Below are 19,765 nucleotides of genomic sequence, written 5' to 3'. Positions count from 1 at the left end.
TACTTGAATGCGATTAGATAAAATCACAATTGGTTCCTCGTCTAAGAGTCCAAGCCATCAATTTAAAAACTTAAAAGACATAACAATTGATTTTGATCAAAATCATTGGGTAACAGTTGTAATAGGCTGGAACGGAACAGGAAAATCAAATGTTCTTGAGGCATTAGCGATCATTTTTAGGGAGTTTATTAGTCCTAAAAAAAATCCGAAAATTGATTTTGCCTTCAATCTTTCCTATTGGATAGGCACAGACAAAGACGAAAGAGCAGTAGTAATTGACCATGATCCTGACAGAATTCGCAATAAGTTTTTAATTCATATTGCTGAAAAGTCTCTTATGAATAACGCATCAATAAGCGAGTATTTCACAGATGACATTAAAAGAGATCATATTATAACCATCAATAAATTTCTTGACGATACCAAGGCTCTTCCACGGTATGTATTTAGTTACTACTCTGGAGATAGCCAGCGGATGCATGAAATTTTTCTACCTTATTTGGAATGGTATGATGACAAGTTAAGAAAAGGTGAAGATCCAGGTAACAAAAGATTGTTTTATGCATTACCAGTACATAGCCAGTTCGTCTTACTTGCCTTTTTGATTGAAAGAGAAAGCGATGATGATCTAATTGCCGATTTTTTAAGAGATAATCTTGGATTAGATCCAATAGATGGATTAGAATCAGTTCTTTTTGTACTTAGACAGCCACCGTGGAAACCGCGAGATGATGGTGATCTTAGGTTTTGGGGAGCAAAAGGCGTAGTAAGTAAATTTTTATCAAAACTACTTGATATTTCTTTAGCCCCAATTGAGACAACGAGAAGAGTTCCAGTCTCTCTATGGAATAAGGAAACGTTGCAGTTTAAATATTTATTTGTCAAAGACATTGCTTCACTTCGAAAATTAGTCGGTGATCAATCTCCAGCTGCTTTTTTTAGAGATCTTGAAAGCACATATGTATCTCAACTAATCAACGAGGTTAGAATAAAGGTAAAATTGAAAAAAAGTGATCAAACGGTAACCTTTCGGGAGTTAAGTGAGGGCGAGCAACAATTGCTTACTGTTTTAGGATTATTAAAGTTTACCGCAGACGAAGAAAGCCTTTTTCTACTTGATGAACCAGATACACATTTAAATCCTCGATGGAGTGTAGATTATTTGAATTACTTAAAAAATGTGATTACAAGGTCGTCAAAAGGAAATACTAATAGTCACATTTTATTAACAACTCATAATCCATTAGCAATTGCAGAGTTGGTTAAAGAGCAAGTTCAAATTTTGCATATTGATGATGTAGAACAGAACAGAAAAGTAATTGCAACCTACCCTGAAGATGACCCGCGAGGAATGGGATATGCTGCGATTGTCGCAAGTGACATGTTTGGTATAGCATCAACTTTAGATCAATCGACGCAACAGACTTTGGAAAAACAAAGAATTTTAGGTGCGAAAAAGAATCTCACACTAAGCGAACAACAAGAGCTTGATCAACTTAATGATCAACTGAACAAGTTAGGCTTTAGATTTTTTCATCCCGATGATGAATATAGCCGTTATTTAAGAATTAGACATCGCGCACTAACAAAGCGTTTCAAAACTGAAGAAACAGAGGCCTTATCAAAGAGCACTGTGAGTTTGAATAGACAGGAACGCGAACAGCTGGCGAAAGAGTTAATAGACGATTTATTGGCTGACAATGACAATCAGCAAATATGAGATACATTAATATTGACTCTTTGAGAATGCCAGATGGGTGGCTGGCAAGATCAGCTGTCGCAGCAGCTCAAATAGCTGGTGGAGCAGCCCCGGATGATTATGGAGATATTTGGAGAGAACTTAAGCCTGCCATGCTTCAATTATCCCATTTCAAATGCTGGTATTGCGAATCGCCCGTTGACCGTAATGATAATGCAGTAGATCACTATCGTCCTAAAAACAGGGTATTTGAAGCATTAAATCATACTGGATATCGATGGCTCGCACTTGATAAGTCTAACTTTCGTCTGGCATGCACATTTTGCAACAGTAAACGAATAGATGTAGAATTTGGAACCGCAGGAGGAAAAGCTGACAAGTTTCCACTGCTTGACGAAGCAAGAAGGGTTTATCAACAAGCATCCATAGATAATGAAGGACCCAAGTTATTAGACCCTTGCGTAATCGAGGACTGTGAGTTATTAGGGTGCCAGCAAGAAAACGGAAAACCATGCTGTGCGACAGAAGTCCAGTTAGATTTGTCAAGAGTTAATGCATCAATTGAAATTTTCCATTTAGATAGAGATGCTACTTGCGTTAGGCGGCATGGTATTGCAGTTAGCCTAATAGCCGACATCATGGAAGCGAAGAATCTTTTTGATATTTCCCAAGTTGATGAAACAAGAAAACCAGGTTTTAAAAAAGTAGCCAAGCGTATTCACACCACTATAAGTCGCGAAGCGCCTTATAGTGGTGAAATGAGGTATCTATTACGGGGTCAACGTGCTGAAAATCATCCTTGGATTCAACAGCTGCTTGAAGCTTAAATATTTAAGCTATTCTCCGAACTTCGTTATAGAATTTTGTAGATGTTAAAAATTAGTGATTTTAAAGCAAGTTTTAGTTTAAGTGCTTATTAGGTACATCGTTCGATAAAGTGACAGGATAGCAAAAGTATGCCATAACGATATATTCCATAAATAATTCATTAAACATAATTTTTTGAGTTATTTTACAAAGAACTCATGGGAAAAAGAAGCCAACAAACAGCAATTGATTATAAGGCAGTTAAGGAAGTAGTAAAAGGTTACAGTACCTTGCACTATGGACCAAAGTTGCGGGAATTGCTTTTAATGATCTATCCCAAAAACAATTTTAGCAAATGCTGCAAATTGGAATTGCATCAAAAGATCAACGATCTGATCTTACATAGCTATGATGGTGAACAGGTGCTTAAGTATGAATTATTTAAGGAATTCCACGATAAAAACGTCGTGGCGGCTTATGAGATAAAGGTTAAAAGGAGCCGAGTAGACTTTCTGACCATTAATGGTTTTACCACCAGTTTCGAGATTAAATCAAATCTGGATAACTTAGATAAGTTGGCAAAACAATCCGTTGACTATTTATCAGCTTTTGAGTTCAATAACTTGGTCATTCATGAGCGTCATCTTAAGAGATGCATTGGCATAATACCAGAGAATTTTGGGATCATCACAGTAGAAAAAGATCAGCACAGCTTTTATCGTAAACCGAAGTTTAATCAGCATCTCAATCCTTCAGTTCAATTGTCATTGCTAACCAAAAAGGAATTAGTGCAATTTTTCGGTATGGGCAACCAAGAAGATATTTTGATCAGCAATAATATCACAACTATAAATGACTTATTTAAACTTGCACTTAAAGAGCGCTACCGTAGCAGGTGGGAGTTTGTTGTAGAACATTCCAATGACATTCTACCTATTGATATTCAGTTCTTTTTTAACAAAAACATCAAACCGGTACATATCTACAGCTAAAGTAGAAAATAACCGTCCTCAATCTTTGTTCTAATACAATGTAAATAATGTTCCATTGATATCCGTTTGAATTTTGCTTGATTCTTGCCGCTTTCTTCTTCATCCCAAATATCTTCAATCATTTTCCAGCCTTTATTTTCAACAGAAAGATAGTCGGATTCTGCGCTTTGCATTCTTGCAGCCGCATCTGATGCGAGAACAGCCGGAATTATAATGTTCTCAAAGTCTTTCAACTCACGTTTTTCAGATCCTTTAAAACCGAAAAAATTATTTTGTACAGCATCGTAAAAAATAAATCCTGGACTAACAGCTCCGCCATCTTCTACTTTGTCCTTTTTGATGCCTGCGTAATCTGCAAAGCAGTTCGCTCCAAGTTTGTCATAGCGATTCATTAAGCTGTTATCAATGACGTTAATCCTTTCACAATGCCCCAATTCAAAGTTTTTGATGCTGTTAAGGATACTGTTGCGCAGCAATACGACGTGACATTGATCAAACGCCATTAAGAAATCGATCATGAATTGAATCGTTGCCATATCTTCCTTGTCTGAAAGATTGTAGTCTTCCAAATCGACGATTAAAAAATCACCTGCTTGAGCAACTGAACTAATCTGATTCATGTCATTGGTAAATGTTTTTTCAGACGTTCTAAAAGCTAGAATTGGATAAACGACGCGCAGATCAGCTTCCTGCAACTTAATCGAATTTGGCTCACCGGTTAATTGAGAATAGGTGCTAATCACAGGTATGACCTTGTTCCGCAGAATACTTAAGCTTAACAGGTAATCTGTCCGCACCTTCCTGTTTCCAACAACACCACGAAGAAACTCAAGCACCTCTTTTTTCATTTTCCTTGACTGCTGCAAATGAACAGGCAGGTCAACAAAAACTTTTTCGCTATTGATACTATTAAGCGTTGGGATATAAATCTCATTAAAATGTTTAGGTTCACGCGGCTTTTTTTTGGGTTTTCCAGCCTTAGGCTTCGGTGGTAACCGTTCAAATTCCTTGAAAATTTCAACATATGGAAAAATATCAGCACCGAAATTGAATGAGGTCAATACTTTCTTTTCCTCTTGACGTAATCTAAAGACCGGTATGTAAGTTGGTATGCTCATGGCTATTTAGTTAATTGGATTAGTGTTCAATGAAATAATCGAGGTTGATCTTTACTTTTAGATTCGATCCAAAGAAATGCGGAACCTTTTTGAGGTTTTGTAAACGTCCGACCACAATAGCCGGATGTGTGGAATATTCCCGGGCAATTCTTCGAACAATCTTTTCATCGACTTGCTGTTCATCAATCTGTTCTAAAAAAGTATCCGGAAGCAACCAATCACGAGCGAAATCATTCGCTTCCTGTTCTTTATTACTGTCATTTTCCACACCCTCAAATTCCTCTATAAAAACGTCTTTTTTCCCATGTAATAAGATGTGCCCAGCTTCGTGGTAAAATGTGAACCAAAAATGATCATTGGTCTTATACCTATCTGTAATTTGGATCAAAGGTGTCCCGCCGACCCATCGAGCAGCACCACTGATTGGTGCTTTTGGAAGACTGTTCGAATAAATAACTGCAACTCCAGCCTGCTGACATAATGATTGTAGGGTAGTTGGAAAATCTTCCGGTTGTGATTGTACTAAATTTTTAACCTTCTGAAGAACTGACTTAAAAGTATCTTTTTTAAACTCCGGATATTGTTGTTTTCTTAGCTTTAGTTCTGCAATCCTTAACCAAGCTGCCATACTGCTTAAAAGCGTCTTATGATTCGGGCTTTTTCTAAAACTGGTCTGCGCGTAATTTTCGATATACACGTTTTCCCATTCAACTGGCGAGACTACGCCATAGAATTGCAAGCACTCCTCGACCATTTCCGTTCCAACCTTATCACTTTTTAAATACCCGAACTTTTGTAATTCTTTGACCGGTTGTTCTTTTAGCCAATCCAGGCATTGTTCTAAAAATTCCTCTTGCTCGATTCTCGCTAACTTCTCACGATAAAACATTTCGCGGTTCAGCCAGAACTGCATATCTATACCCAAAACTTTTTCTAACTGCATAGCGGAATTAACCGTTATAGGAGCTTTTCCTGAGATCAGGTCATTGATCTTTCCAGGAGTTTTCCCCATGCGTTCAGCTAACTCAGCTTGGCTCATTTTTAGATGCTGAAGAGTTTCCAAAATAGTGTCCCCAGGCTTAGTTAACAATTCTCTTTCTATTTTTATATTGCTGCTCATGTCTCTTCTTTTGATATGGATTAATGGTAATCTGTCGTATCTATAATCCTGATATCGGTCACTTCCAATGTTTCGATACCACCGAATTCCTTTTGAGGAACAGGATCATGGTTGATGTCGAATATCATCCGGTGATTCCCTGAAATGTCCAATGCCCATTCGCCTTGCATATCGCCTGAAAGCGGGTGACAATTTGCCGCAGGGATTTGCATCAGTACTTTAAGATTAGGGGATGCTTCAATATCATCCAATCTCTGCTGTACTTTCTTAGCCATTGTACCGTATGCCTTTTTAATTTCGGCTGCGGAACAAAGCTTTTTCTTGATCTTGTTTGAACGGTAACTAATGTTCATTTCAAAAATTTTAATTACCGATTTTCGGTAATATTTTTACAAACTTACTTAATATTTTTTTAAATCCAAATTCCTTAGCTTTTTATACCGCTGAAAATGAGTGGACTTGCGTTGAGGTTTATTCTAATACAACATATTTAAATGCAAGACAATGACATGTTTAAGATTTTTTTAACGTTTTCCCTAATCAAGATAATTTGCTTTGAAGCATCTTCATGTCTTCTTTTAACTTCCGTTCAACAACCTTAGCATAAATCTGAGTGGTCGTAATTTTAGTATGACCTAAAATCTTGCTTACCGTTTCAATAGGCACACCATTAGATAATGTTACGGTGGTAGCAAAAGTATGCCTAGCGATATGAAAAGTCACATTCTTAATAATGTCACATCGGTCAGCAATCTCCTTTAGGTAGCTGTTTACTTTTTGATTAGATATTTTTGGAAACACTCGGCCGTCGTATAAAGCCCGCTCATTATCTTTATACTTATCAAGAATAGCTAACGCTTTGGGCAGTAACGGCACTATCACAGGTATAAGCGTCTTTTCACGGCATGTCCTAATCCATCGGTCGCCGTCAGCACCCATTACTATATGCTCGGGCTCAAGATTGCTTACATCCACGTAGGATAGGCCCGTATAGCAGCAAAAGACGAACATGTCTCTCACCATTTCCAAACGCTCAATTCCAAACTTTTTTTCTTCTATAGCTTTTAGTTCAACTTCCGACAATTGCTCTCTATTTACTTTTTGAATTTTAAGTTTATAAGTGGCGAATGGGTCTGCATCTATCCAGTGGAGATTTAAGGCCAGGTTCGTCATCTTCTTTAACCGGATGATGTGTTTCATCACTCCATTGTTATTAAGCGGCTTTTGATGATCTTTCGGTTTGTGGTTACGTAAGAAAACTTCGAAGTCTTTCACAAACTTGTAATTAAGCTCACGTAGGTAAATGTCAGTAGCCTTATAATGCTCTTCAATGAACTTTTTTAGGTACCGCTGGGTAACAAAGTAATGCTTAAGCGTACTCCATTTCAGGTCAGATGTAGCCGTTTCATTATGGTAGCTCATTAGGCTATTAAGCGTAAAGGCTTCTTCCTTCTCACCGAGGAAAAGGCTCTTGATCGATTTTGTGTCAATGAATTTTCCTTTCAATTGCAATTCCTTATAGCAATTTCCCAACTTCAAGCGTACCTCTTCAAGGAATGTTGAGAGCTTTTTGACCTGATCCCGAGTTCCCTTTGGGTATCCCTTGTCAACATCCCACATCTCTATTGGAACACTTTCTTTCAATCCAATGAGGCATTTTTCCCTATTTACTGTAACTGCCGCGTAGAGCGGAGCTTTACCATTTTTCGCTTTATAGGCTCTAACTACAAAGTGCACTCTGAATGATTGTGATGTTTTCATTTTTTATCTCCTTATTTAATGTTCAAATTGATGTAGCAGGCTACATATTCCGTGCATGTAAAGTGGCCGATGAAACCTAAAAAATACCGTAACCGATTGCATTTCAACAAATTGCATCGAAACTGAGCACCTAAGTTAAAAACTTAAAAGAGGTGCTCAGTTAGGTGCTCAGAAGTTTGGCTTTCTTTGGGGTTAGGAAGGGGATAATTAATGAAAAAACCCCCTAAATAAGCTATTTAAGGGGTTTTAGGTACTCCTGGAAGCGGAGTTTGTGCGCCCACCTGGGCTCGAACCAGGGACCAAAAGATTATGAGTCTTCTACTCTAACCGACTGAGCTATAGGCGCGGTTATTTTTATGTGTACCCTTTTTGTTTCCGGGTGTGCAAATTTAGATATTTGCAGCAAATACCCAAACATTATATGCAAAATATAAAAAACATTATTTTCGATTATGGTAACGTGATTTTCAACATCGATTTTGCCCGTGTACAGCAATCCCTGAAATATTTGGGAATCAGCGATGTAGAAACATTTTTTGGGCACCGGCAGCAAGACCCCGTGTTTGATGCTTTTGACCGCCGGACAAATTTCTGCCGACGAATTCCGCAATAAAATTCGCGAAAAAGCCGCTAATCCAAGTCTTACCGATGATGAAATTGATGCTGCATGGAACAGTATCCTGGTTGGTATTGCCGATGGGAACCACGAATTATTACTCCAATTAAAAAACAAGTACCGCACTTTTTTACTCAGTAACATCAACGAAATCCACTACAACTTCATCATGAAGTATTTGAAAGAAAAGTTCGATTTTGAGAGCAACGACCATCTTTTTGAGAAAATATATTATTCGCATTTTACTGGTAAACGGAAACCTGAGCAGGCTATTTTTGAGCAGGTACTAAATGAAAACAACCTAAACCCAGCCGAAACATTATTTATTGATGATAGTCCGCAACATTTGGAAGGTGCTAAAAAACTGGGTATACAAACCTTTTTGATGACTCAGCCCGATACCTTACAGGCATTTGCCAGCCGCGAAAACCTGATGTAGCATTTTGATTTTTTATTCTGAAAACCTCGAAATTGCCCGATATTTTCCCGTTATTACTGGAATATTTAATATGGTGTTTTATGAAAAATATTGAACGAGTTGAACGAATTGAACACTTCAATACTTTATAAATAAGCAAATAACTAATGAGAATTATAAGCATTTTAGGTTGTGGTTGGTATGGGCTGGCAGTAGGTAATGCGCTTGCCCAAGTTGGGTATAGCATAAAGGGTTCAACTACATCTCCCGAACGGTTTGATGAATTAGAGGCGGCCTTAATACACCCTTACCAGGTTAATATTACAGGAAGTGCCGCTGTTTATGATAATGATTTTTTTAACTGCGACACGCTAATTATAAGCATTCCGCCTAAACTACGTAAAGGTGAGCATGAAGAGTATTTACTTAAAATTGAGCAATTGATAGCTGTGCTAAAAAAGCATCATGTTAAACAGCTTATCTTCATCAGTTCAACAGGCGTATACCCTGAGGTTAATGCCGAAGTAGATGAAGACACGCCAATACAGCCTGATTCGGGAAGCAGCAAGGTACTGCTATCAGCCGAAAATCTTTTCAAGCAAGAGACCGGATTTTTAACCAGCATTATTCGGTTTGGCGGGTTGGTTGGCCCTGGCCGTCATCCCGGTCGTTTTTTTGCTGGTAAAACCGGCGTTGCTAATGGGCGGGCACCGGTAAACCTCATTCACCTGCACGACTGTATTGGTATAACTGAGGCTATTTTGCAGCACCAAGCCTATGGTCATGTGTTCAATGCCTGCACGCCCAATCATCCGCAAAAACAGGAATTTTACATTTTAGCCGCAAAGCATGCGGGTTTGCCCCTGCCCTCTTTTAATGATGAATTAGGGAATTGGAAAATTGTTAACTGCAAAAGTTCACAGCTATTATTGAATTATGATTACACAGTAAAAAACTGGGCAGACTGCTTTGCCGAAAACCTTTTTTGAAACAACCTGATCAGCAAGCACCTTTAAGCTCAGGAATTATTTGAGTGGTTTGTTCAACCGTTGATTCAGATTCGTGTACAATGCCTCTAATTTTGGCATCCAACTCCTTTACCGATGCTTCTATATGCGAAAAATACGGGCTGTGTGCATAGTTTAAGGAATCATCCATTTTAACCAAATCTATCAATCCCAGCAACGAGGCCACCGGTTTTCGCAGCTCGTGCGATTGTATGGTGGCAATACGCTGTAATGCGGCGTTTTGTAATTCTATTTGCTCAGTATGGAGTTTTTGGGTAGTAATGTCGGTAGCATTTATGGCCACGCTTGTAACTGCACCATTGTCATTACTAACCGGTTCAAACCTTACCGAAAGCCAGCATGAGGTGGGCGATTCGGGCGCAATGAGCCATTCTACATTAACCACTTCGCCATTCAATGCTTTACTAATATGTTCAGATAATTCATCTGTAAAGGCTTGGTTAGAAATATTCAGCAGGTGTGAGCCTATTCTTATATCTTTTTGATAATGGTCTTTAACATACGTTTGGGCAGCCTTATTAAAAGCAAGCACCTCCATTTTACGGCCTATAAGCAGGTGTATATCTTTCGAACTCTCAAAAACAGCCTTCAGTTTAAGTTCCGAATCTTCAATAACACGACTCTGCTTCTGCGCAGTAAAACTTTGCTCCACCAGGCTTTGCATGCTCCAATTAAGTTCAATTAGGGTCAAAACTTGTTTACTAAGTACTTTAATAGCATTCACCTGCATGGGTGTAAGCTCCATAGGCTTTACATCTAAAACGCACAAGGTACCTACGGCATGGCCGTCAAAAGTAATCAAGGGCGCACCTGCATAAAACTTAATATTGGGCGGGCCGGCAACAATAGGTAATTTGGCAAAGCGGGAATCTTGTGTAGCGTCCTTCACTACCAAAACATCGCTTTGTTGAATAGTTTCCTGGCAAAATGACAAATCGCGTTCGTTACAGGTAAGGCCACCGGTACCAATAGCAGCCTTAAACCACTGCATGTCATCATCAATAAGACTAACGAGCGCTACGGGCACATTACATATAGAAGCAATTAAGTTAACGAGGTCGTTCAGGTCGTTATTAATACCTGCATCTAATGTTTTAAAACGGTTAACAGCATCAATCCGCTCGGTTTCGTTACTCATATATGGTTATAATCTGTTCAGGAGGTTAGCGCTTCAAATTAACACTTAATATTTTATAAACCTTCGTTTACGATAATTTATATAATAATAAGAAACTAACTACAGTTTACAAAACACCTATACAACTTATTGTTTTAATTTTTGCTTAAATACCTTTTCCAGTTTATCAACTTTTGGCTGTATAACCATGCGGCAATAGGGCTGGCTACCATTAAGATTAAAGTAGTTTTGATGATAGTTTTCGGCCACGTAAAAGTTTTTATATGGCTCAATAGCGGTAACTATAGGGTTAGGATATACCTTTTGTTTGTTCAATTCAACCTTATATGCGTCGGCCAGTTGCTTTTGCTGCGGAGTGTGATAAAATATTACTGAACGGTATTGCGTACCCTCGTCGGCACCCTGCCTGTTAAGGGTAGTAGGGTCGTGCATTTTCCAAAAAATTTCGAGTAGATCTTTATAAGAAATCACATCAGGCTGAAATGTTACCTGTATAACCTCGGCATGGCCGGTGTTGCCGGTACAAACATCCTCATAACTTGGATTTTTAACCGCCCCGCCTGCATAACCCGATTGCACCTTGGTCACCCCTTTTAAACGCTGAAAAACAGCTTCAGAGCACCAAAAGCACCCCATGCCAAATGTGGCCTTTTCGGTTGCAGGTTTTTTGGCTTGCGCGTAAACAGCATTTTGCATAACCATGGCAAATGCTATGGTTAATAAAATATATTTTATCTTCATCATTCTCAAATTACGTAAGCCATGGCGGGTTTAGTTTGCGTGTTTGCAAGTATGACTTTAGGGTGATAATGAGCGCCTTTTTGTTTGGGAGAGATTTCACAGATAAATAATTGAGAGGGATTTAGACGATCAGGTAATGTATTCTAAATCCCTCTGCAATCCTCCCGAAGGAGAAAACCCATTTAGCTAATATTTAGCTATTGTAAGCGTGCTCACCAATTTCTTTACCCAGGTGTTGTATCTGGTCGGCATCAAGTAATAAACCGGCATGTGTATGTGGCTCATAAATCCATACGTTGTGCTCATTTTTAAAAATGCAACCACACAGTTCGTCGCAGTAATACAGGTCGAAAACATTGGATTCATTGGCATCGGCACGCTGTTGTACCATTACGGCCAATGGATGGTCTTTTTTAGGAATATCTATTTCGAAAGCGTTTGACATAGCGTAATAACCTTTAAGCTGCAAGTTAGTTTACTTTACATTAATTTTCCTAAAAATTTTAAGCGTTTGCGGCCAGGCTAAACTGCAGCCCCTCTCCTACGCTAAGCTGTTTAACTACATCGCCAACCCTTAATGTACCAGTGCCATTATGGATAAGGTTTTGCCCAAACATTACTTTATGATTTATGCGCCTGTAGCTGGAAAGTGTTTTAAGCGGTTCAGTACCTGAATCTGCGGTATCGGGGTTAACACCTATCATTACACAGCGGGCGCAGGGCTTTACGCCGTAAAAATTTATGCCCGATACTTCAAAATGCTGCATACGATCTTCATGGTAAGCCTCAGCACCGGTAATTACCACATTAGGCCTGAAACGCTTTACGCTAATTTGCTCGGCTAAGCGGGTATTGAGGTCGGCAACAGATCCTTCACTTACCAGCAGCATCGGGTATCCATCAGCAAAGGAGGTTATATGTTCTGGTCCGGCATAGCGCGGATCAACTTGCCTGATGTGGCTATCGCCCATATGTATCAAGCGGCAACTTATATTGAGTATTTGGCTAAACCACTTATCCAGTTCTGCACTTACATAGGTACCATTACAGACATCATCCCATACCACAACGTCAACCGCTTCGCTGGTTTGCGGCTGGTAAGGTATTATTGTTGAATTGCCGCTGGGTTGGTGCAAAACCTGTATGCCGTTTGGCAATAGCTGTAGTTTAAACAAGGCCATTTGCGGATATTTGCGTTGCGATAAAAACTGTTTATTATCATCGATCAGCATCCATCGGCGATCATGCTCCAGTCCGCGACTGGTTACCTTAGCCTCTTGTAAAGCAATGCCCCCCAATGACTTAACCGGATATATATAAAGCTCACTAATACGTATCATAAACAGCTTGTTAAGGATAGGGCAAAGATACAATTACCTGTTAATGCATCTATTTTAAATAAACCACTATGGAGGGTTGCCATTATCAACCTAAATTAGCATATTTGCAACCGCTTAAAAGCATGGTCCCATAGCTCAGCTGGATAGAGCAACTGCCTTCTAAGCAGTAGGTCTCAGGTTCGAATCCTGATGGGATCACAAACTGGGCAATCCCCGGACTCGAAAACCCCTTAAATAGCTTATTTAAGGGGTTTTTTCATTAATTATCCCCTCGGTAACCCTTAGTAAAGCCAGGTTTCTGAATACCTAACTGAACACCTGTGGGTAAATCTTACCTTAGGTGTTTCAAAAGTACTTAATCCGTTGACAATTAATTTATTAACGATCACAGGCAACTTGGATTCAGCTGCATTCGAACCTATGATCCAATTTTAATTTCTAAACGCCGGAGGGACAAATGAAGACTCAATCGAAGTTCAGCGTCTATTTTACGCTGAGAATGGACAAGGAAAAAGCAGGTTGTGCACCGCTATATGTTGCGATCACCCTGAACAAGGAAAAAAGTATGGTCGCATTAAAAAAACAAATTGCGGTTGGTTTGTGGGACACAGGCAAAGGGCTTGCACGCGGACATAAGGAAGAAGCAAAGGATCTCAACCGTTATTTGAATGAAGTCCGGACAGTGATCACGAATATTCACAATGACCTTCAGTTAAAGGGAAAGGCGATCACTGCTTCTACGATCAAAGGTCTCTTTCTTGGTGAGGAAGAACATGGGTATACGTTAACGAAGTTGATCGCTTACCATAACGAGGTTTCTAATAAAGTACTTAATCCTGCCACTTTGAAACACTATTCCGTATCCCAGCGGTACCTGATCAAATTTTTAAAGGCGAAGTACTCAGTGGATGATATAGCATTAAAGGACCTCGACTTTGAATTCATTCAGGATTTTGACAGCTTTTTACGTAATCATAAGCCACTTGATCATCATCGGCCATTAAGCAACAATGGCGTTACTGTTCACATGATCCGTTTAAAAAAGATGGTTCATTTAGCGCATAATCTGGCATGGATATCCCGCGATCCTTTTGATAGTTATAAACTGCGGATGAAAAAAGTTTCGAGGCAATATTTGACGGAGGCTGAACTCTCACGGATAGAGTTAAAATCCTTTGGTACCGAGCGCTTGGATATGATTAAAGACATCTTCATTTTTTGCTGCTATACTGGATTGACTTATGTCGATCTGATGAATTTGAAAAGAACAAATATTGTGATCAATTCGGATGATGATGCCTGGATAAGAACTTACCGGGAAAAAACAAGCGTGCCGGTGAACATCCCTCTCCTATCACGTGCTTTGAAAATTCTTAAAAAATATGATGGAAATGAACGTGCGTTATACAACGGTACTGTATTCCCGGTTATCTCTAATCAGAAGGTCAATAGTTACTTAAAAGAAATATCGGAGATCTGTGCCGTGCATAAAAATCTGACTTTTCATATGGCCAGGCACACCTTTGCCACGACAGTAACATTAAGCAACGGCATGCCAATTGAAACAGTTAGTAAAATTTTGGGGCATACCAAAATTGCAACTACCCAGATATATGCGCGGGTCGTAGAGCGCAAACTGAAGGAAGACATGCAAATGCTGCAAAAGAAATTAAATCCAATTTAATCAAGACTACTGGTTCGAGCCCAGGTGGGCGCACAAATCCGACTCTGGCGAGGCGGTAGAACCCCTTAAATCACTGATTTAAGGGGTTTTTTCATTAATTATCCCCTTTATAACCCTTTGTAAAGCCTAAGTTCTCGTTACCTGTCCGACTACCTGTTTTTTGTTTTTAACTTAGGTAACACAAATCGATTCAAGCAATTGAATTTCATTTAGTTACAGCGATAAAAGTTGTTTAAAAGCGGCTTATAATAATGTATTTAAGTTACCTGTGTGTTACCTCAAAAAATGGGATGAAGTATGAAACATTTAAACTCAAAAATTGAATTTTATGCAAACATCACAGTCGTTCGGTATTCATTTTACCACCCGTCCGGACAAAGCCAAAGACGGAAAAGAGCCTATTTATGCATGCGTGACCGTAAATCGCCAGCGTGCTTACATCGCCTTAAAGCAAAACGTTGATCCTAAAAATTGGGATAGCGGTAAGGGCACAGCCAAGGGAAACAAGGATGAAGTCAAATCCATTAACAATTACCTGGAGGAAGTTCGGTTGGCCATTGGCAGTAGTTATAAAGAGTTACACTTAAAAAGAAAAATGCTGTCGGCAAAAGCCGTTAAAGATTTGTATCTCGGTGCTGAACAGGAAGTTTATTCCATGAGTCGTCTTTTTAGCTACCACAATGAATCTTCTACTACCGACTTGAAGTGGAGTACCTTAAAGCACTATTATGTCACCCAGCGCTATTTGATCAAGTTTTTGAACATACAATTTAACACCAGTGACATTTACCTGCATCAACTGGATTATAAGTTTGTGAAAGACTTTGAAGTTTTTTTGAGAAACCATAAACCGAAAGATCATCAAAAGCCACTTAATAACAACGGTGTTATGAAACATATCATACGCCTAAAAAAAATGGTAAACCTTGCACTGAATTTACAGTGGATAAATAACGACCCTTTCGCTACTTATAAATTGAAGATCCAAAAGGTAAATAGGGAGCAATTATCTGAATTAGAACTGAATGCCATTGAAGAGAAAAAATTCGGTATTGAGCGCCTGGAAATGGTTAGGGACATGTTTGTCTTTTGCTGCTATACCGGCCTATCATACGTTGATGTTAGCAACTTGGGACCAGAACACATTGTAACTGGTGCTGATGGTGACAGATGGATTAGAACATGTCGGGAAAAGACTCTAATTCCTGTTATAGTACCATTGTTGCCAAAGGCTTTGATCATTCTTGATAAGTATAAAAACAATGAGCGCGCCTTATATGATGGGCGCGTATTTCCCAAAATATCAAACCAAAAAGTAAATAGCTACCTTAAAGAAATAGCTGACCGGTGCGACATAACAAAAAACGTAACCTTCCATATTGCCAGGCACACATTTGCTACCACTGTAACTTTATCTAATGGTGTGCCGATTGAAACGGTGAGTAAGATCTTAGGACATACAAAGATTACAACTACGCAAATTTATGCTAAGGTTATCGAGCGAAAACTTAAAGAAGATATGGACAACCTCCGGTTAAGGATTTCGAAATAATTAATAGAACAACTTTACTATTTTATATGGAAATGATTGAGATCTTTTGTGATGTCAATCATTCTCTTTATTTTAAACAAATTAATCTTATTACAATGTCCAACTACACTTTAGACACAGGTAAAAAATATATAAAAGAAATTTTTGCGTCTCATTGCTTTTATAATATTCCTGAATATCAACGCCCTTATGTATGGGGTGAAGATCAAATTTCAGCGCTTTTAGATGATATCACTTCAGCAATGGAGCACGATAAAAACAAAGAATACTTTTTGGGATGTATGATTTGGAACACCAAGAAAGTTAAGGAAGGAGATATCGAATACGTTTGCCAAGACATTTTAGATGGACAACAACGATTTATAACATTGTATTTGTTACAAGCTGTTATAAGAGATTTTTCAACTAGTAAACAATTACATGACAAAGTTCAAGAAAGAATGCTTCAAGAGGAAGATCAATTTGATGGGATACCTAAAAGAAGCCGGATTGAATTTCAAATCAGGTATGACAAAAATTTTATCGACAACCATATAATAATTAAAGGAAGTACTTCTGATAACATAGCATTTATTGAAGAAATTGCGGTCAATAAAGAATCGAGTACATCGATAAAAAATATGGCTAATGCAATTCTATCTTTGAGAAAATGGTGGTTAAGGAAGTTCGATGATTTAGACGGTGAGGAAGCAATTCAAAAGTATTTATATGATTTTTATAATTATCTGTCATTAAAAGTTTTGGCCTTATATCTCGCCACACCCGATAATTTAGACGACGCTTATAATTTATTTACTGTATTGAATAGCCGAGGTCTTCAATTACAAGTTAGTGATATTCTTAGAGCTCAAAATCTGAGAGTAATTGTTGATGAGAAACAAAGGAAAGAATACGCAAAACTATGGGAAACTTATGAAAGTAGCATTGATGCCCCATACAAATCATTTGATGAGTTCTTATGGGCGATGGTTTTTATAAAGATGAAATATAGAAGCGATGACAATTTAAGTCTAACTAAGGCTTTTAATTTTATGTATGAACGAAAGGTCATTCAAAAAGGCAGTGATACATTTGATTTTATAGGCCGGTATATAAAGCACTTTGAAGCGGTTACAAGCAATAATTTTCAAAGTGATGATACTGGATGCTTCTTTTCAAACCTCAATTACATCTTAACTTCAACATTCGGTAGCACATACATTGCGCCGCTTATGCATTATAGAGAATGTTTTGGTGAATACCGTATTGTAGAATTTATATTGAAATTGGATAATTTATGCTCAGCTTCATGGCTCTTAGGACATAGAGGGTTGCAGTCAAGAATCTTTATGATGTTGCGCAAAATGGACGATCTTACAAAATCCGTTCATTTACCAAAACAGGCGGCAGATGAATTTTTAAATAGCGATATATTAAAATACGAATATCAAGATGAGAAAGCATCTACAGCTCTTGATATGGAGAAACTTTATGAATTGTTTGATAAAGAAAAATGGGGAAGCTTTTCTGGTACAAAAATCAATAAAACTCGATACTTGCTTTTAAAACTAGATTTATTATTAAGTAATTTCCATACTCAATTATACTTTAATAAAACAATTTCTTCTGTAGAACACCTAATACCTCAAAAAATCGAGGGAACTTCTTGGGACATTCGTGAAGAGGATCACAAGCAATGGCTTCACAAACTTGGAAATATCATTTTAGTTGACAGAAAAAAAAATTCCTCTCTAAGTAACTTACCCTACGCACAAAAGTCGGTACGTTATGCTGGCGCAATCGAAAATAGAGCCAATACTAATTATATTTTTATTACCTATAAAGATTGGAATATTGAAACCGTTCATTTTAACCACTTTAGAGTTAATAAACTTTTGAAAGATTATTATTCAGGTAACAGTTTAAAGACTTTAAAAGAAATTAAAAAAAATTTAAACCAAAGCAGTATGAATTATACTGATTACATTGAAAAGACGGTATAAAAAAATGTTACTACCCAATTAAATATCCAATGAACCCAGACAATTTAAAAAAACAAATCGAAGAACAAAGGAATCTTCTTAATACTGATAGGCTTGATTTGTCATTTGGAGAAATAATCAGTTTATATGAACGTAAAGAACTTATTATCAAACCAGCATTTCAAAGATACTTTCGCTGGCATGAAGAACAAAGAAGCCGTTTTATCGAGTCTATATTGCTTGGCATTCCAATTCCACCGATTTTCGTCGCTGAAGATGGTGATGGCGTTTGGGAATTAGTGGACGGCTTACAAAGAGTATCAACAGTCCTTTCTTTTTTTGGGCTTCTCAATACGACGGATGAAGGTATAAGGAAAAAAAATAATTGGGTATTAACATCTGGGGACCGTGTTGAAACTTTAGAAGGATTTGATTACCTGACACTGCCAATTGCACTACAAAGAAATATTAAAAGGGCTACTTGTAGGGTTGAGATTTTAAGATGGAACAGTAGTTATGACATGAGATTCGAACTATTTAATCGGTTAAACACAGGTGGATCACCATTAACGCCTCAAGAAATAAGAAATTGTATTTATAGAGACATTTCGTCAAAATTTAACGATTTTTTGAAAGAATTGGCCAATGAGAAAATTTTTAAAGATTTAATCAGCTTAGATTACGAGCAATACGAACAATTATACAACGAAGAGTTAGCATTAAGATTTATATCTCTTTTCAACAATAGTGGCAATATTCGAATAAGCATTGCACATCACATGACTGAGTTTATGAAGTCGGCGCTAGAAAATAATGAGTTTGATTATAGACGATACAGAAATGTATTCATGGAGGTTTTCAGTTTGTTGTCGCCACTTAAAAACAAGATTTTCCGTCAAAGGGATGGCCGGTTTGCGACTTCTTTATATGACGTAATTACCTTAGGTGTTGCTGAAAATTTGGCTTTTTACAAAACTCAATCTCCTGAAGTTATCTTGTCAAAAATTGACAATGAGGTGCGGCAAGACGCGGTTTTATTAAAGTTTTCTCGTAAGGGTGGCAACAATCAGATTACAAGAATTCAAAATAGAATTAAAGAAGCCAAACGAATTTTTAGTAATGAATAGTAATGGAATCGCTTCCAATTTGGAAAACGACATTCAAGCTGATATCATTGAAAGAAAGGAGCTTCTTTTACAAACGAAAACATTTCATCTACGAAACTCCTTAAACGCCAATGACCAACAATATTTCCTTAACTATTCCTTTCCTATCATTTATTCTGTTTGGGAGGGATTTATTCAAACCACATTTCAAACATATGTAAGGGAAATAAATAGGCTGAATCTTCGAATGGAAGAATATTGCGATTCCCTTAAGATTTACAATTTAGAATTAAGAGTTAAGCAGCTAAAAAAATACCCATCAGAGCTTAATAAGAAAGTAGCAATGATTTCTAAATTGCAACAAATAATTAATAGTGAATCTTTTCAAATAAGTCCAATCGTGGACACAAAAAGCAATGTGGGCTTTGATGTCCTAAATGATATACTAGCAAGTTTCAATCTTACACCAATTCCTGACTATCTCAGACCGCGATATTCAATTGCAATTGAATTGGATAGATTTTTATTAAAAATAAGAAATGATATTGCCCATGGCAACAATGCAATAGTTGTTACCACGGATGACGTATCTAGGGCAATAGCCATTGTTGAATTATTAATGGACGAGGTTTTCGAACGATTGAAAAATGGGTTTATTCATGATCTGAGCTTCAAAGCCTGATA

19 protein-coding genes and 2 tRNA genes are annotated in these 19,765 nt (G+C 37.8%); 12 read left to right on the top strand and 9 right to left on the bottom strand.

Going from position 1 to position 19,765, the window contains the following annotated elements:
* Window positions 1–7: 7 nt before the first annotated feature.
* From QE417_RS00775 to QE417_RS00765, 3 genes are all read left to right on the top strand, one after another.
* A complete protein-coding gene (locus QE417_RS00775; RefSeq protein WP_157541646.1) occupies window positions 8–1,720 on the top strand; it encodes an AAA family ATPase in 1,713 nt (570 codons plus the stop codon).
* Window positions 1,717–2,526, top strand: coding sequence for a hypothetical protein (locus QE417_RS00770; RefSeq protein ID WP_198171472.1), 810 nt, complete (start codon window positions 1,717–1,719; stop codon window positions 2,524–2,526). Before QE417_RS00775 ends, QE417_RS00770 begins: the two co-directional genes overlap by 4 nt.
* 198 nt (window positions 2,527–2,724) lie before the next feature.
* Window positions 2,725–3,498, top strand: coding sequence for a sce7726 family protein (locus tag QE417_RS00765; protein ID WP_157541650.1), 774 nt, complete (start codon window positions 2,725–2,727; stop codon window positions 3,496–3,498).
* Here QE417_RS00765 and QE417_RS00760 read toward each other — a convergent pair.
* From QE417_RS00760 to QE417_RS00740, 5 genes are all read right to left on the bottom strand, one after another.
* Window positions 3,495–4,616 (bottom strand): beta family protein, encoded by a 1,122-nt coding sequence (locus tag QE417_RS00760; RefSeq protein WP_157541652.1) that lies wholly within the window; start codon window positions 4,614–4,616, stop codon window positions 3,495–3,497. The two genes, QE417_RS00765 and QE417_RS00760, sit on opposite strands and share 4 nt — an antisense overlap.
* Before the next feature lie 19 nt (window positions 4,617–4,635).
* Window positions 4,636–5,736: a HigA family addiction module antitoxin gene (locus QE417_RS00755; RefSeq protein ID WP_157541654.1), complete on the bottom strand. Its 1,101-nt coding sequence runs from the start codon at window positions 5,734–5,736 to the stop codon at window positions 4,636–4,638.
* A 20-nt stretch (window positions 5,737–5,756) separates the two neighbouring features.
* Window positions 5,757–6,089: a type II toxin-antitoxin system RelE/ParE family toxin gene (locus tag QE417_RS00750; RefSeq protein WP_157541656.1), complete on the bottom strand. Its 333-nt coding sequence runs from the start codon at window positions 6,087–6,089 to the stop codon at window positions 5,757–5,759.
* 187 nt (window positions 6,090–6,276) lie between these two features.
* The gene (locus QE417_RS00745) at window positions 6,277–7,497 is read right to left on the bottom strand and encodes a site-specific integrase (protein WP_157541658.1); all 1,221 of its coding nucleotides are present in this window, start codon (window positions 7,495–7,497) and stop codon (window positions 6,277–6,279) included.
* A gap of 272 nt (window positions 7,498–7,769) precedes the next feature.
* A tRNA-Ile gene (locus tag QE417_RS00740) sits at window positions 7,770–7,843 on the bottom strand.
* A 75-nt stretch (window positions 7,844–7,918) separates the two neighbouring features.
* On the opposite strand from QE417_RS00740, the gene QE417_RS00735 reads away from it, so the two are divergent.
* The 3 genes from QE417_RS00735 to QE417_RS00725 all read left to right on the top strand — a co-directional run bounded on the left by QE417_RS00735 (window position 7,919) and on the right by QE417_RS00725 (window position 9,520).
* Complete coding sequence (locus QE417_RS00735; RefSeq protein WP_311946901.1) at window positions 7,919–8,110, top strand: hypothetical protein; 192 nt, start codon at window positions 7,919–7,921, stop codon at window positions 8,108–8,110.
* Window positions 8,064–8,552 (top strand): HAD-IA family hydrolase, encoded by a 489-nt coding sequence (locus QE417_RS00730; protein WP_311946900.1) that lies wholly within the window; start codon window positions 8,064–8,066, stop codon window positions 8,550–8,552. The genes QE417_RS00735 and QE417_RS00730 overlap by 47 nt, the downstream gene beginning before the upstream one ends.
* 146 nt (window positions 8,553–8,698) lie before the next feature.
* Window positions 8,699–9,520: an SDR family oxidoreductase gene (locus QE417_RS00725; RefSeq protein WP_311946898.1), complete on the top strand. Its 822-nt coding sequence runs from the start codon at window positions 8,699–8,701 to the stop codon at window positions 9,518–9,520.
* Between the two features lie 10 nt (window positions 9,521–9,530).
* Here QE417_RS00725 and QE417_RS00720 read toward each other — a convergent pair whose 3' ends face one another.
* From QE417_RS00720 to QE417_RS00705, 4 genes are all read right to left on the bottom strand, one after another.
* Entirely contained in the window at window positions 9,531–10,697 is a 1,167-nt protein-coding gene (locus tag QE417_RS00720; RefSeq protein ID WP_311946896.1) for a GAF domain-containing protein, read from the bottom strand.
* A gap of 126 nt (window positions 10,698–10,823) precedes the next feature.
* Window positions 10,824–11,441, bottom strand: a complete 618-nt coding sequence (gene msrA, locus QE417_RS00715; RefSeq protein WP_311946895.1) for a peptide-methionine (S)-S-oxide reductase MsrA — start codon at window positions 11,439–11,441, stop codon at window positions 10,824–10,826.
* Window positions 11,442–11,631: 190 nt separating this feature from the next.
* The gene (locus tag QE417_RS00710; RefSeq protein ID WP_311946893.1) at window positions 11,632–11,883 is read right to left on the bottom strand and encodes a hypothetical protein; all 252 of its coding nucleotides are present in this window, start codon (window positions 11,881–11,883) and stop codon (window positions 11,632–11,634) included.
* Between the two features lie 58 nt (window positions 11,884–11,941).
* On the bottom strand, window positions 11,942–12,778 hold the full coding sequence (locus QE417_RS00705) for an MOSC domain-containing protein (RefSeq protein WP_311946887.1): 837 nt from the start codon (window positions 12,776–12,778) through the stop codon (window positions 11,942–11,944).
* Window positions 12,779–12,902: 124 nt separating this feature from the next.
* Between QE417_RS00705 and QE417_RS00700 the strand changes: the two genes are divergently transcribed.
* The 6 genes from QE417_RS00700 to QE417_RS00675 all read left to right on the top strand — a co-directional run bounded on the left by QE417_RS00700 (window position 12,903) and on the right by QE417_RS00675 (window position 19,763).
* Window positions 12,903–12,976 (top strand) — tRNA-Arg (locus tag QE417_RS00700).
* 259 nt (window positions 12,977–13,235) lie between these two features.
* On the top strand, window positions 13,236–14,462 hold the full coding sequence (locus QE417_RS00695) for a site-specific integrase (RefSeq protein WP_311946885.1): 1,227 nt from the start codon (window positions 13,236–13,238) through the stop codon (window positions 14,460–14,462).
* A 328-nt stretch (window positions 14,463–14,790) separates the two neighbouring features.
* On the top strand, window positions 14,791–16,014 hold the full coding sequence (locus QE417_RS00690) for a site-specific integrase (RefSeq protein ID WP_311946883.1): 1,224 nt from the start codon (window positions 14,791–14,793) through the stop codon (window positions 16,012–16,014).
* Between the two features lie 26 nt (window positions 16,015–16,040).
* A complete protein-coding gene (locus tag QE417_RS00685) occupies window positions 16,041–17,996 on the top strand; it encodes a DUF262 domain-containing protein (RefSeq protein WP_311946882.1) in 1,956 nt (651 codons plus the stop codon).
* A gap of 29 nt (window positions 17,997–18,025) precedes the next feature.
* A complete protein-coding gene (locus tag QE417_RS00680) occupies window positions 18,026–19,102 on the top strand; it encodes a DUF262 domain-containing protein (RefSeq protein WP_311946880.1) in 1,077 nt (358 codons plus the stop codon).
* A complete protein-coding gene (locus QE417_RS00675) occupies window positions 19,095–19,763 on the top strand; it encodes an MAE_28990/MAE_18760 family HEPN-like nuclease (RefSeq protein WP_311946878.1) in 669 nt (222 codons plus the stop codon). The genes QE417_RS00680 and QE417_RS00675 overlap by 8 nt, the downstream gene beginning before the upstream one ends.
* Window positions 19,764–19,765 lie beyond the last annotated feature (2 nt).

The sequence above is a fragment of the Mucilaginibacter terrae genome, assembly GCF_031951985.1.
Classification (GTDB): Bacteria; Bacteroidota; Bacteroidia; order Sphingobacteriales; family Sphingobacteriaceae; genus Mucilaginibacter; species Mucilaginibacter terrae_A.
This window is presented reverse-complemented; position numbering and strand designations above follow the sequence as displayed.

Bases quoted from the DNA above. Each gene is read 5' to 3' on its own strand.
- QE417_RS00745 (WP_157541658.1), bottom strand. From the start codon at position 7,497: ATGAAAACATCACAATCATTCAGAGTGCACTTTGTAGTTAGAGCCTAT.
- QE417_RS00775 (WP_157541646.1), top strand. From the start codon at position 8: ATGCGATTAGATAAAATCACAATTGGTTCCTCGTCTAAGAGTCCAAGC.
- QE417_RS00720 (WP_311946896.1), bottom strand. From the start codon at position 10,697: ATGAGTAACGAAACCGAGCGGATTGATGCTGTTAACCGTTTTAAAACA.
- QE417_RS00760 (WP_157541652.1), bottom strand. From the start codon at position 4,616: ATGAGCATACCAACTTACATACCGGTCTTTAGATTACGTCAAGAGGAA.
- QE417_RS00735 (WP_311946901.1), top strand. From the start codon at position 7,919: ATGCAAAATATAAAAAACATTATTTTCGATTATGGTAACGTGATTTTC.
- QE417_RS00690 (WP_311946883.1), top strand. From the start codon at position 14,791: ATGCAAACATCACAGTCGTTCGGTATTCATTTTACCACCCGTCCGGAC.
- QE417_RS00765 (WP_157541650.1), top strand. From the start codon at position 2,725: ATGGGAAAAAGAAGCCAACAAACAGCAATTGATTATAAGGCAGTTAAG.
- QE417_RS00730 (WP_311946900.1), top strand. From the start codon at position 8,064: ATGCTTTTGACCGCCGGACAAATTTCTGCCGACGAATTCCGCAATAAA.
- QE417_RS00710 (WP_311946893.1), bottom strand. From the start codon at position 11,883: ATGTCAAACGCTTTCGAAATAGATATTCCTAAAAAAGACCATCCATTG.
- QE417_RS00755 (WP_157541654.1), bottom strand. From the start codon at position 5,736: ATGAGCAGCAATATAAAAATAGAAAGAGAATTGTTAACTAAGCCTGGG.
- QE417_RS00705 (WP_311946887.1), bottom strand. From the start codon at position 12,778: ATGATACGTATTAGTGAGCTTTATATATATCCGGTTAAGTCATTGGGG.
- QE417_RS00680 (WP_311946880.1), top strand. From the start codon at position 18,026: ATGAACCCAGACAATTTAAAAAAACAAATCGAAGAACAAAGGAATCTT.
- QE417_RS00750 (WP_157541656.1), bottom strand. From the start codon at position 6,089: ATGAACATTAGTTACCGTTCAAACAAGATCAAGAAAAAGCTTTGTTCC.
- QE417_RS00695 (WP_311946885.1), top strand. From the start codon at position 13,236: ATGAAGACTCAATCGAAGTTCAGCGTCTATTTTACGCTGAGAATGGAC.
- QE417_RS00685 (WP_311946882.1), top strand. From the start codon at position 16,041: ATGGAAATGATTGAGATCTTTTGTGATGTCAATCATTCTCTTTATTTT.
- QE417_RS00725 (WP_311946898.1), top strand. From the start codon at position 8,699: ATGAGAATTATAAGCATTTTAGGTTGTGGTTGGTATGGGCTGGCAGTA.
- QE417_RS00675 (WP_311946878.1), top strand. From the start codon at position 19,095: ATGAATAGTAATGGAATCGCTTCCAATTTGGAAAACGACATTCAAGCT.
- QE417_RS00770 (WP_198171472.1), top strand. From the start codon at position 1,717: ATGAGATACATTAATATTGACTCTTTGAGAATGCCAGATGGGTGGCTG.
- msrA (WP_311946895.1), bottom strand. From the start codon at position 11,441: ATGATGAAGATAAAATATATTTTATTAACCATAGCATTTGCCATGGTT.